The sequence below is a fragment of the Cellulosimicrobium sp. BMG9.22 genome (genome assembly GCF_059159975.1).
The window spans coordinates 117,114-129,205 of the sequence record NZ_JBZGBY010000003.1; the positions used below are offsets into that span (position 1 = coordinate 117,114).

8 protein-coding genes are annotated in these 12,092 nt (G+C 73.9%); 2 read left to right on the forward strand and 6 right to left on the reverse strand.

Annotated features, from left to right (window positions below; all coding sequences use genetic code 11):
- Positions 1-36 precede the first annotated feature (36 nt).
- Genes AC4H2H_RS03650 through pstC form a run of 3 tightly spaced genes read right to left on the reverse strand, consistent with a single transcriptional unit; the run spans position 37 to position 4,297 of the window.
- Positions 37-1,791 (reverse strand): phosphate ABC transporter substrate-binding protein PstS, encoded by a 1,755-nt coding sequence (locus AC4H2H_RS03650; RefSeq protein ID WP_494369461.1) that lies wholly within the window; start codon positions 1,789-1,791, stop codon positions 37-39.
- Positions 1,788-3,146: a phosphate ABC transporter permease PstA gene (pstA, locus tag AC4H2H_RS03655; RefSeq protein WP_494369462.1), complete on the reverse strand. Its 1,359-nt coding sequence runs from the start codon at positions 3,144-3,146 to the stop codon at positions 1,788-1,790. The genes AC4H2H_RS03650 and pstA overlap by 4 nt, the downstream gene beginning before the upstream one ends.
- Positions 3,147-3,157: 11 nt before the next feature.
- Complete coding sequence (gene pstC / locus AC4H2H_RS03660) at positions 3,158-4,297, reverse strand: phosphate ABC transporter permease subunit PstC (protein WP_494369463.1); 1,140 nt, start codon at positions 4,295-4,297, stop codon at positions 3,158-3,160.
- A 445-nt stretch (positions 4,298-4,742) separates the two neighbouring features.
- Between pstC and AC4H2H_RS03665 the strand changes: the two genes are divergently transcribed.
- Positions 4,743-6,152 carry a sensor histidine kinase gene (locus tag AC4H2H_RS03665; protein ID WP_494369464.1) on the forward strand — a complete coding sequence of 470 codons (1,410 nt, stop codon included), beginning with the start codon at positions 4,743-4,745 and terminating at the stop codon, positions 6,150-6,152.
- A complete protein-coding gene (locus AC4H2H_RS03670; RefSeq protein WP_494369465.1) occupies positions 6,149-6,901 on the forward strand; it encodes a response regulator in 753 nt (250 codons plus the stop codon). Before AC4H2H_RS03665 ends, AC4H2H_RS03670 begins: the two co-directional genes overlap by 4 nt.
- Here the strand turns inward: AC4H2H_RS03670 and AC4H2H_RS03675 are convergent.
- The 3 genes from AC4H2H_RS03675 to AC4H2H_RS03685 all read right to left on the reverse strand — a co-directional run bounded on the left by AC4H2H_RS03675 (position 6,846) and on the right by AC4H2H_RS03685 (position 11,997).
- Positions 6,846-7,328: a hypothetical protein gene (locus tag AC4H2H_RS03675; protein ID WP_494369466.1), complete on the reverse strand. Its 483-nt coding sequence runs from the start codon at positions 7,326-7,328 to the stop codon at positions 6,846-6,848. The genes AC4H2H_RS03670 and AC4H2H_RS03675 overlap by 56 nt on opposite strands.
- Before the next feature lie 149 nt (positions 7,329-7,477).
- Positions 7,478-10,663 carry a bifunctional [glutamine synthetase] adenylyltransferase/[glutamine synthetase]-adenylyl-L-tyrosine phosphorylase gene (locus tag AC4H2H_RS03680; RefSeq protein ID WP_494369467.1) on the reverse strand — a complete coding sequence of 1,062 codons (3,186 nt, stop codon included), beginning with the start codon at positions 10,661-10,663 and terminating at the stop codon, positions 7,478-7,480.
- Positions 10,660-11,997 (reverse strand): glutamine synthetase family protein, encoded by a 1,338-nt coding sequence (locus AC4H2H_RS03685; RefSeq protein WP_494369468.1) that lies wholly within the window; start codon positions 11,995-11,997, stop codon positions 10,660-10,662. Before AC4H2H_RS03685 ends, AC4H2H_RS03680 begins: the two co-directional genes overlap by 4 nt.
- Positions 11,998-12,092 lie beyond the last annotated feature (95 nt).

A 12,092-nucleotide genomic window follows, 5' to 3' on the forward strand; every position in this document is an offset into this window, starting at 1 on the left:
CACGTCTCCTGGTCCTCTGGTGAGCTGATCAGGTCGTCAGCGGCGCCGGCTCGGCGAGCCGCGCTTCGGGTCGGTGGGCAGGCCGCCGCGGTTGCCGCGGCCGCCGAGCAGGGGCGGCAGCGTCGCGGCGGCGAGCAGTCCCGCCCCCGCGGCGGCGGTCCCGAGCAGCGGGAGCAGCGTGGTCCCGGCGGACGGGATCTCCTGCGGAGTGGACGCCGCGAGCAGCGAGCCCGACGTCGCGCCGCCGAGTTCGTCGAGCGCGGCCGCCGCCGCGGCGTCGTCCGGGCCCGCCGCATCGCCCGCGCCTGACTGCGCCCCGTCGGCGTCCGGGTCGGTCCCCGTCGCGGCGGGGCCCCCGCCGTCGGCGCCGGTCGCCGCCGGCCCCGAGGCGCCCGCGTCCCCGCCTGTGTTCTTCGTGGGCGCCGTCGGGGTCTCCTTGGCGCCGCCCGTGCCCTCGGCGCACTGCACGGGCCCAACCTTGTCGCACTCGGGCGGGAACGGGGCCTCGTTCGCGAGCCGGTTGGTGCCGTCCGGGCTGAACGTGGGGTTGTTGCAGTCGGTGATGCCCTTGATCACCGGGTTCCCGCCGGGGATCTTCTGGATCTGCGTCTGGCCCGCCTGCACCAGGTTGATCGGCAGCGGCGAGTAGCCGAGCGTCTCCGCCTGCTGCTGCCCCTCGCACAGGAAGTACGCACCGAAGTCGGCCAGCGTCAGCCCCTTGTCCTCGGTGAAGCTCGCCTCCAGCTTGGTGGGCAGGATGATGTACGAGTAGCTGGACAGCGGGTAGGTGCGCGCGTCCGTCGATCCGTACACCTGCGACAGGTCCTGCGTGAGGTAGTCCGGCGAGGTCGTGTCCTCGTTGATGCGGGCGCTCAGCAGCGCGACCGCCACGTTCGCCGCCGTCGGCTCCGTGTAGTACCCGCTGTCGTTGAGCATCTTCACCACCGGGTACCCGGAGCTCAGTGCATACGAGTACTCCACGAACGTGATGGCGCCCACGGCCTGCGACTGCGCCACGTAACCCGCGACCCCGTTCGCCCCGGAGCGGGACTGGAACCCGCTGCCCGGCGCCGTCGGATAGTTGCTCGTGACGCCGCAGTGACCCTCGATCAGCGGCCGGTTCACGACGCCGCAGTACTCGTCCCAGAGCGCCGTATGCTCCTGGCGCATCCAGATGGTGAACTGCGCGCTCGTGCCCGATCCGTCGGAGCGCACCACCGGCACGATCGGCGTCGCCGGCAGGGCGAGCTGCGGGTTGTCCGCCGCGATCGCCGCGTCGTTCCACACCTTGATCTTGTTGGTGAAGATCTTCGCCAGCGTGTCCCCCGACAGGCGCAGGTTGGTGACCTTGCGCCCGCCGATCTCGAGGTTGTACATGAACGCCGTGCCGCCCGCGACGATCGGCATGTACGCGAACCCTCGCTGGGGCCGCAGGTCGCCCTCGTTGGAGTTCTTGATCCCGTACGGGATCTCGCTGACCCCGAAGTCCGCGGTGCCGTTCGCGAAGTCGTTGCGCCCCTGCGTCGAGCCCGACTCGGAGTAGGTGATCTTCCACTGGTAGTTGTTGAACACGTTGCGGAGCCACTGCTGCAGCGCGTTCGCCGACCATGTGGAGCCCGACCCCACGATCGGGGCGTGGACCGACCCGACCGCCTGGGCGGTCGAGACGGACCCCAGGACGCCGGTCAGGAGCATCGCGAGGCCGAGCAGGGCCGCGGTGAAGCGGGCATGGCCGAGGCGAGCGGTCACGGAGCGCGCGGGCGCGCGGCGGGCGCGCTGGGGGGCGGTCATCGGGAGGTCTCCTCGTCGTCGCGTGCGGTGGGGCCCGACGGCGGACCGTCGCCGGGCGGGGGCGGGGTGACGGTGCGGTCCCACTCGGCGGCCGCGGCGGCGAGCTCGCGGCTCGCGAAGCGGTCGGCGTCGCGGGCGCTGGCGGCGCGGGCGCGGCGCTGGCCCCGCGGTGACAGCACGCCCGCGCCCCTGCCCCCGATCAGGCGCGCGAGCAGGAACAGCACGAACACCATCGCCATGAGCACCGCCGCCGCCCCGAAGCCGCGGGCGATCTGCGTGGGCTCCGGCGACTTGACCAGCGTGAACGTCGCGAACGGCAGCGACACCATGGGCCCGGTGAGCGGGTTGAGGTTGAAGAACGTGGTGTAGCCCGCGGTCAGGAGGATGGGGCTCGTCTCGCCGATGCCGCGCGCGGTGCCGAGCACGATCGCCGTCATGAGCCCCGAGCGGCTCGTCGGGAGGACCACGTGCCACACCGTGCGCCAGTGGCTCGCGCCCGTCGCCAGCGACGCCTCCTTGAGGGTCTGCGGCACCAGGCGCAGCACCACGTCGGACGACCTGATGATGATCGGCAGGATCATGATCGTGATGGCCAGCGCCGCGGCCAGACCGGACTTCGGCAGGCCGAACATCAGCACGTACGTGGCGTAGATGAACAGGCCGCAGATGATCGACGGCAGCGCCGTCATCGCCTCCGTGACGGTGCGGACGATGTTGGTGAACGGGCTCGGGAACTCCGCGAGGCACACCGCGGTCAGCAGCCCCAGCGGGATCGAGATCGCCAGCGCGATCGTGATCATGATCAGCGTGCCGACCGCCGCGTGCGCCATGCCGCCCACCGTCAGCGGGTCCAGCGGGCCGGCGAGCGAGAGGTCCTGCGTCCAGAAGTTCCCGTGCAGGAACGCGTCCGAGCCCCGGGCCAGGGTGAAGACCACGACGACCGCGAGCGCCAGCAGCAGCACCACGGCCGCGGAGTGGATGACGACCGCGACGACCCGGTCGGCGATCGTCACGCGGTCGTCGTCGAAGCCGATGAGCACGACGAAGAACAGCAGGAACAGCAGGTAGGCGACCGCGACGAACCCGAGCGCCCCCTGCGCGGCCAGGACCTGCGAGAACAGCCACCCCGTGGCGGCGAGCGACGCGGCGGCGGCCCCGACGAGGCGCAGCACGTCCTCGCGGCGGATCGTGGCCAGGTTGCGGCGCGTCTCCGGGCGCGGCGTCGTGATGACGCCGTCGTGACCCGGGATGTGGGTGCGGGTGAAGCGGCCCGGGCGCGTGGCCCGGCGGGGGCCGCGGGCGGCGGCGCCGTCGTGCCCCGCGGCGGGGTCTGTGGTCGTGATCGTGGCTGTCATGGAGGAGCCCTTCAGCTCGCAGCGCCCGAGCGGGAACGCTGGATGACGAATCCGGCGACGAAGTTGACGAGCATGGTGATGAGGAACAGCACCAGGCCCGCGGCCATGAGGGCCGAGACCTCGAACGCGCTCGCCTCGCCGTAGCGCAGGGCGATCAGCGCCGAGATCGAGTTGGTGCCCGTGGACAGGACGTGCCAGTTGATGACGTAGATCGGGCTGATCACCATGTAGATGGCGATGGTCTCGCCGAGTGCCCGGCCCAGGCCGAGCATCGTGCCGCCGATCATGCCGCCGCGTCCGAACGGGTAGACGACCGAGCGGATCATGCCCCACTTGCTGGCCCCCAGGGCCAGTGCGCCCTCCCGCTCGCCGACGGGCGCCTGCTCGAAGACCTCGCGCATGATGCTCGCCGCGATGGGGGCGACCATCATCGCCACCACCAGGCCGGCGAGGAACGCCGACGCCGTGAACACGGACGGGGTCGCCAACGGGTTGTCCGGGTCGAAGGTCGGGTTGGCGAACAGCGGGATCCAGCCGAACCACGTGGAGATCCACTCGGCCACCGGCAGTATCCGTTCCTGGAGCCAGAAGAAGCCCCACAGCCCGTACACGACCGACGGGATCGCGGCCATGAGGTCGACGACGCCGACCAGCAGGCGCTTCAACCCCGCGGGCGCGTACTCGGAGATGTAGGTCGCGGTGCCCACCGCCAGCGGGATCGCCGTCCCGATCGCGATCAGGCCGATCGTCACCGTGCCGAACAGCACCGCGGCGATGCCGAACCGGCCGCTGTTCGGCTCCCAGTCCTGCTCCGTGATGAAGCTCCACCCGGCGACGTCGATCGCCTGGGCACCCCGGAGGAGCAGGAACAGGCCGACCAGGGTCATGATCGCCAGCACCATCACGCCGCCCGCGTGCGTCCCGAACCGGAAGAACCGGTCCGAGGCGCTGCGTCGGCTCACCAGCGAGCGGGTCGGGTCCACGAGCGCGTCCCGCGGGGCGGGGGACGTCTCCAGGCCCAGCTCGCGCAGCTCGGTGCGCGTGCGCTCGAGCTCGGCGATGGCCGTGTCCCGCTGCTCCAGGGTCCGGGCCTCACCGTTGGGGGGGGCGTCGCGCGTGCCTGCGCCGTCCGGGCGCTCGTCCGTCGTCATCTCGAGAGAGCCTCCAGGCCACTCCCCCGGCCGAGTGCCGAGGGCGTCGACTGCATCCTGTGGGGCCCCGCGCGAGAGGGCAAGGAACGGGGTGCCGCAGACCTCATGGACGCCAGGAGAGGGGCAGGTGAAGCCCAGGCGAACAGCAGGAACCACCGGCGCGCGAAGTGCGCTGACCTGGGCGAACACCCCGCGCTCGCACCCCGTATCGGGCACGCAGCGGTCGTCTCGTGGGCTCCGACCGCCGTCGAGAACCACCCGATAGGAGGGGGTCGAGAACCGACGTTCGGGGTGACGTGCACAGCAGACTCCGGGCGACGAGGGGTGGGGGGTGGTGAACGTCCGGCGTCGGGCCGATGAAATCGAGGAGCACTCCCCCGGAGGCGTCCGCCAGCGGTGGCATCATGAGCGCGACACCGGCCCGACCACAGGGAGCGAGACGGCGATGGGGGGCGAAGACGTGCCGTCCGCGGAGCTGCTCGGCGTCCGCCGCGTCGGCCGCGGGCTCGCGCTCGTGGCTCTCGTCGGCAACGCCGTCTGCTACCTCGGCACGCTGTGGCTGCTCCCCCGCACCGGCCTCTTCCACGACGCCCAGGTCGAGGACTGGCGAGCCGTCGCCGTCGTCGGCCTGATGAGCACGCAGGCCCTGTGGCTGCACTGGTTGCGGCGTCGGGCCCTGAGCACGTACGTCGCGTCCCTCACGCTGTGGCACGGGTCCCTGCTCGTGGGCGGTGGCGCGGCGCTGCTGCTGCAGCCGGGCGTGCTGCTCGTCGGGTTCGGGCTCGCCTCCGAACGCCGCGGCCCAGGGCGCGCCGTGACTCTCGCCTACGGGGTCCTCGCGACCGCCGTCGTCCTGGTCGGGGTCTCCGTCCTGTACCCGGTCGCGGGGGCCGCCCGCTGGGACGAGCCCGCGTCCCTGGCCGTGCGCGCGGTCCTGGCGCTCCTCGTCGTCGCCGTGCCCGCCGCCCTCGGTACCTGGTACGCGCACCTGCGCGACCGCGCCGAGCGCATCGCGGCCCTCGCCCACCAGATCGCGGCCGGCGAGACCTCTCGCACGGCCGACGCCGTCGCCGCCGAGCGACGCAACCTCGCCCAGGAGCTGCACGACACGTCGTCGGCCCACCTCGCGGCGATCATCACCCTCACGACGGCGGCGACCAGCAGCGCGGGCACCGCGCCCACCCCGCAGCTCCTCGCACAGATCCACGACGAGAGCCGGCGCCTCTACCAGGGCTTCGAGAGCGTCGTGACCCGGCTGCGCCAGGAGGAGCGCACGCTCGCCGACCGGCACCCCGCCGGGCACAGCGCCGGCCAGCACAGCGTCACGGAGCTGGTCGAGCTCGTGGCGCAGCACGGCGAGGCCACGGGCGTCGTCCCCGTGCTGCACCACGACCCGGACCTCGCCGAGATCGACCGGCGCCTCGGGCCGATGCGCAGCCACATCGCCTACCGGGTGGTGCAGGAGGCGCTGAGCAACGCACGCAAGCACGCCCCCCGCGCGGCCGTCACCGCCGTCGTCGAGGACGACGGCGCGAGCGTGCTGCTGCGCGTCGAGAACGACGCACCGCCCCTCGTCTCCCCGCTGGCGCGCGACGGCGGCCCGGCCGGCGTCGCCCTCGGCCTGGGGTACGGGATCGACGGGATGCGCGAGCGGCTCGCCTCCGCGGGCGGCAGCCTGCGCACCGGCCCGCGCCACAGCGGCGGGTGGGCCGTGCAGGCGCTGCTGCCCCACCCCTCCTACCGCGAGGACCCCTACCGCGAGGAATCCCCCCGCGAGGACACCTCCCTCGACGACGACCCCGCCGCCGACGTGCTCGCCCTCGGCGCCCCCCACGACGAAGGAGCCCCCCGATGACGACCATCACGACCCTCATCGTCGACGACTCGGGCGCCGTGCGCCGGTCGCTGCGCACCCTGCTCGAGACCACCGAGGACATCCGGGTGATCGGCGAGGCCGACAACGGCGTCGACGCCGTGCGACTGGCCCGGCGTCTGCGGCCCGACGTCGTGCTCATGGACCTGCGGATGCCCGAGGGCGACGGCCTGGACGCGATCGAGGCGCTCGCCGGGATCGGCGTCGAGCACCCGGTCCCGGTGCTCGTCTTCACCACGTTCCACCTCGACGAATACCTCTACGGCGCGTTCGAGCGCGGCGCCGTCGGGTTCCTGCTGAAGAAGAACCCCGGGGACATCCCCGCCGCGATCCGCTCGGCCGTCAACGCCGGCGCGCTGCAGTCGCCCGCCGTGCGCCGACGCCTCCAGGCGGAGTTCGCGCGCGGCAGCACCCGGGCGCGCGTCGGGGAGACGCACACGCCCGGGGCGGCCCCCCGGCCGCCAAGCGCACCCGGCGAGCCCAGCCTCGCGGAGACGCTGACCGAGCGCGAGCTCGAGGTCATCGCCGCGCTCGCGGACGGGCTGAGCAACAAGATGATCGCCGCGCGGCTCAACCTCGGCGAGAACACGGTCAAGTGGCACATCGGCAACATGCTCGACAAGACGGGCACGCGCGACCGCACCCAGCTCGTGATCTGGGCCTACGAGCGCGGGCTCAACCCGTCGCCCGGACCAGGCCGACAGGGACGTACGAGCCCCAGGAAGGCCTGACCGCGAGCATCGCCAGCGTGCGCCGGGCGTGACGGACCGCCGCCGCCCGCTGCGACGTGGCCCACACCCGCGGGGCCACGAGCACCACCTCCGGCCCGAGCGTGATCCACCACGTCACGTGCGCCCCGTCCCGGTCCCGCACGAAGACCGCGCGCAGCTCGGCGGCCCGGTCCACGACGCGCGCGGCGTCCCCATGAGCCTCGGTCGCGGTGGCGAAGCCGCGCGAGCGGACCGCGGCGACCTCGTCGTCCGCGCGGAGCAGCTCCCAGTGCCGGACGCCGGGCGTCCGGTCCACGGGCGGCCGCGCGTCCTCCGTCGGGTCGACGGGTCGCATCGCGAGCATGTGCTCGCGCCTCCGTACTCGGTCGTCGTACCCCGTGTCGCCCGCGGCGAACAGGACCAGACGCGGCCCCCTGGCTTCCAGCATTCGGCGCTCCCTCGTGGCGCGTGGGCCTCGAGCCGGGACCCGTCGTCCCGTCGTGCGGCACCACCGCCGTCATCCTAGGAACGGGTACGGCTCCGGCGGCGCCCTTCGCGCGAAGACCACCCGAACGGAGGGGGCGGCGGGCGCCCCGCTCAGTCCTCGCCGTAGAACACGCGCTCCATGACCGCCCGCGCCCGTCGCGCGGTGCGCAGGTAGTGCTCCTCGAGCTCCGCGCCGGTGTCGACGCCCGGCAGGTCGAGCACGCGCGCGAGGCCGTGGAGGGCCTGCCGGTCGTGCGGGAGCACGTCGGCGGTGCTCCCGCCCGTGCGCCCCGACCACAGCACGAGCGCGCTGCGCAGCCGGGACGCGAGGTGCCACGCCTCGCCCAGGACGGCCGCGTCGTCGGCCTCGACGAGACCGGCGACGACCGCGGCGTCGAGCGCGTCGACGGTCGACGTCGTCCGCAGCCCGTCGACCTGGTGCGCGTGCTGGAGCTGCAGGAGCTGGACCGTCCACTCGACGTCGGACACTCCCCCGCGCCCGAGCTTGAGGTGCCGCGACGCCTCGACGCCGCGCGGCAGGCGCTCCGACTCCACGCGCGCCTTGATGCGCCGCACCTCGCGCACCTCGGCGGCGTCGAGCCCCCCCGCCGGGTACCGCCGACGGTCCGCGACCGCGACGAACTCCTGCCCCAGACCGGCGACGTCCCCCGCGACCGGCCGGGCCCGCAGCAGCGCCTGCGCCTCCCACACGCTCGACCACCGCTCGTAGTACTCCGCGTACGACGCGAGCGACCGCACGAGGGGGCCGTTGCGGCCCTCGGGCCGCAGGTCGGCGTCGACGGGCAGCGCGGGCTCCGGCCCGACGGCGGACAGCAGCTGGCGCAGGCGCGTCGCCACGGCGAGCGCATAGGCCTGGGCGTCGCGCTCCTCGACACCGGGCGCGGGGTCGAGCACGAACAGGACGTCGGCGTCCGAGCCGTAGCCCATCTCGCGCCCGCCGAGACGGCCCATCGCGACGACGAGCACACGGGCCGGCGCGGACGCGGGGTCCTGGGCCGTGTACCCCAGCTCGCCGCGCGCGACGAACTCCGCGACCCGCAGCGCGCCGACGAGCACGACGTCCGCCGCGTCGGAGATGGCCCGGGCGGCGTGGACGGGGTCGACCACGCCGAGCAGCTCGGCCGCCCCCGTGCGCGCGAGCTCGCGCCGGCGCACGGCGCGCAGGCTCACCGTCGCGGGCTCGACCTGGTCGGCGCGCGTGAGGATCGCATCGGTCTCGGCCGCGAGCCGCTCGACGCCGCGCGGCGTGAGGTCGGCGTCGTCGGCGAGCCAGCGCACCGACTCGGGCGAGCGGGCGAGAGCGTCGGCCAGGTAGCGCGAGCTCGCGAGCAGGTGCGCGAGCCGGTGCGCCGCCGAGCCGGAGTCGCGCAGCAGCTTGAGGTACCAGTGCGTGGCGCCGAGCTGCTCGGAGAGCGTGCGGAACGCGAGGAGCCCGGCGTCGGGGTCGGCGCCCTCGGCGAACCACCCGAGCATGACGGGCAGCAGCTGGCGCTGGATCGCCGCGCGCCGGCTCACGCCCTCGGTGAGGGCGAGGACGTGGCGCATCGCGCCCGCCGGGTCGCGGTAGCCGATCGCGGCGAACCGGGCCTTCGCCGCCTCGGGCGCGAGGCTCACCTCGTCCGGCGAGAGCTGCGCCGTCGCGGGCAGCAGCGGGCGGTAGAAGAGCTCCTCGTGCAGCGTCCGCACCTCGCGGCGCGTCGCGCGCCAGCGCTCGGTGAGGCCCTCGGCGCCCTCGGCGCGCAGGCCGAGCGAGCGCGCGAGGCGGCGCAGCTCGTCGTCGGACGTCGGGACGAGGTGCGTCCGCTTGAGGCGGAAGAGCTGGATGCGGTGCTCGAGCGAGCGCAGGAACCGGTAGCACACGCCCAGCCGCGCCGCGTGGTCGCGCCCGACGTACCCGCCCGCGGCGAGCTCGCTCAGCGCGGTGAGCGTCGACCGGCTGCGGATCGAGTCGTCGCCGCGCCCGTGCACGAGCTGCAGGAGCTGGACCGTGAACTCGACGTCGCGCAGGCCGCCCTTGCCGAGCTTGAGCTGGCGGTCCGCCTCGGCCGCGGGCACGTGGTCCTCCACGCGCCGCCGCATCGCCTGCGAGTCCTCGACGAAGTTCTCCCGGCCCGCCGCGGACCACACGAACGGCGCGATCGCCTCCTGGTACGCGCGGCCCAGGTCCCTGTCCCCGGCGACGGTGCGCGCCTTGAGCAGGGCCTGGAACTCCCACGTCTTGGCCCAGCGCTCGTAGTAGGCGACGTGGCTCGCGAGCGTGCGCACGAGCGGGCCCTGCTTGCCCTCGGGACGCAACGCGGCGTCGACCTGCCACAGGGGCGGCTCGCCCGACGTGCCCCAGCACACCCTGGCCAGGCCCGTCGCGAGCCGGGCGCCGACGGACGTGGCGTGCGCCTCGTCGTAGCCGCCCGCCGGCTCGACGACGTAGATCACGTCGACGTCCGAGATGTAGTTGAGCTCGCGCGCGCCGCACTTGCCCATGCCGATCACGGCGAGCCGCACGCCGGCGCCGTGGTCGTCGAGCTCCGCGCGCGCGATCGCCAGCGCGCCCTCGAGCGCCGCGGCCGCCAGGTCCGCGAGCGCCGCGCCGACGGCGGGCATGCGCGTGAGCGGGTCGGCCACCGTGAGGTCGGTCGCGGCGATGCGCAGGAGCCGCTCGCGGTACGCGCGGCGCAGCGCGTCGACGCGCTCCGGGCCGGGCGCGTCCGCGACGGGCACCAGGGCGTCCGGGTCCGCGCCGACGGCGCGAAGCAGCTCCGCGCGCACGTCCGTCGCGTCGACGCCCGTGCCCGGCGCGGGGTCCGCGACGACCTCGAGCAGCGCGGGGCGGCGCACGACGTCGTCCCCGAGCGCGACCGAGGCGCCGAGCACAGCGAGCAGGCGGTCCCGCGCCTCTCCGGGCTCGAGGCAGCGGCGCGCGACCGCCGCGAGCGGACCCTGCTGCTCGACGTCGGGGCGCAGCGCCCCTGCCAGCCGCACGACCTGCAGCAGCGCGAGGTCCGGGTCGGCGGCCTCGCCGAACGCCGCGAGCACCTCGTCGCTCGGCCCGTCGCCGCCACCGGCGCCGACGCCGGTCGCGGCACCCGGCTGCTCGTCCGCCGGGTCGTCACCCCCGTGCGGCTGCGCACCGCCGTCGAGCAGGAGCGTGAGGTCCGCGTCCGCGAGCAGGCTCGCGGAGCGCGTGATGTCGGCGAACCCGACGCGCGCGAGGCGACCGGTGAGCGTCGGCCGGCGCGACCCGCCGGGCCGGCCTGACGTCGTCGTCGGGCTGCTCACAGGACCTGGAGGAACCGCTTCAGCTCGAACGGCGTGACCTGAGCGCGGTACGCGTCCCACTCCTGGCGCTTGTTGCGGAGCACGAAGTCGAACACGTGCTCGCCCAGCGTCTCGGCCACGAGCTCGGAGCTCTCCATGTTCTGGATCGCGGCGTCGAGCGACTGCGGCAACGGCTTGATGCCGAGCGCGCGGCGCTCGGCGTCGGTGAGCTCCCACACGTCGTCCTCGGTGGCCTCGGGCAGGTCGTAGCCCTCCTCGATGCCCTTGAGCCCGGCGGCGAGCATGACGGCGAACGCGAGGTACGGGTTCGTGGCCGAGTCGAGCGCGCGGTACTCCACGCGGCTCGAGTTGCCCTTGCCCGGCTTGTACATCGGCACACGCACGAGCGCGGAGCGGTTGTTGTGGCCCCAGCACACGTAGCTCGGGGCCTCGGCGCCGCCCCACAGGCGCTTGTACGAGTTGACGTACTGGTTCGTGATCGCCGTGATCTCGGCGGCGTGCACGAGCAGGCCGGCGATGAACTGGCGCGCCGTCTTGGACAGCTCGAACTGCGCGCCGGGCTCGTGGAACGCGTTGCGGTCGCCCTCGAAGAGCGACAGGTGCGTGTGCATGCCCGAGCCGGGGTGCTCGGCCATGGGCTTGGGCATGAACGAGGCGAACACGCCCTGCTCGAGCGCGACCTCCTTGACGACCGTGCGGAACGTCATGAGGTTGTCCGCGGTCGTCAGGGCGTCGGCGTAGCGCAGGTCGATCTCGTTCTGGCCCGGCCCGGCCTCGTGGTGCGAGAACTCCACCGAGATGCCCATCGACTCGAGCATCGTGATCGCGGCGCGGCGGAAGTCGTGCGTCGACCCCCGGGCGAGGTGGTCGAAGTACCCGCCCTGGTCGACCGGAACGAGCGGCGACTCGGCGTCGGCGGGCTGGTTGAACAGGTAGAACTCGACCTCGGGGTGCGTGTAGAACGTGAACCCCTTGTCGCTCGCCTTCGCGAGCGCGCGCTTGAGGACGTTGCGGCTGTCCGCGAGGGACGGCTCGCCGTCGGGCGTGAGGATGTCGCAGAACATGCGCGCGGTGCCGTGCCGCTCGCCGCGCCACGGGAGCACCTGGAACGTCGTCGGGTCCGGCTTGGCGATCATGTCGGCCTCGTACACGCGCGTGAGGCCCTCGATCGAGCTGCCGTCGAACCCGATGCCCTCCGCGAACGCCGACTCGAGCTCGGCCGGGGCGACCGCCACCGACTTGAGCATCCCGAGCACGTCGGTGAACCAGAGCCGGATGAAGCGGATGTCGCGCTCCTCGACCGTGCGGAGCACGAACTCCTGCTGCCTGTCCATGCGGTACATCCTGCCTGATCCGTGCGGCGAACGGGTGACACGCCCGTGTGGCGGACCTCGCACCCCGTCGGGCACCTGCGAACGAGGCGGGCGCC

Coding starts and splice junctions, on each gene's coding strand:
- AC4H2H_RS03650 (WP_494369461.1), bottom strand. CDS start 1,791: ATGACCGCCCCCCAGCGCGCCCGCCGCGCGCCCGCGCGCTCCGTGACC.
- pstA (WP_494369462.1), bottom strand. CDS start 3,146: ATGACAGCCACGATCACGACCACAGACCCCGCCGCGGGGCACGACGGC.
- pstC (WP_494369463.1), bottom strand. CDS start 4,297: ATGACGACGGACGAGCGCCCGGACGGCGCAGGCACGCGCGACGCCCCC.
- AC4H2H_RS03665 (WP_494369464.1), top strand. CDS start 4,743: ATGGGGGGCGAAGACGTGCCGTCCGCGGAGCTGCTCGGCGTCCGCCGC.
- AC4H2H_RS03670 (WP_494369465.1), top strand. CDS start 6,149: ATGACGACCATCACGACCCTCATCGTCGACGACTCGGGCGCCGTGCGC.
- AC4H2H_RS03675 (WP_494369466.1), bottom strand. CDS start 7,328: ATGCTGGAAGCCAGGGGGCCGCGTCTGGTCCTGTTCGCCGCGGGCGAC.
- AC4H2H_RS03685 (WP_494369468.1), bottom strand. CDS start 11,997: ATGGACAGGCAGCAGGAGTTCGTGCTCCGCACGGTCGAGGAGCGCGAC.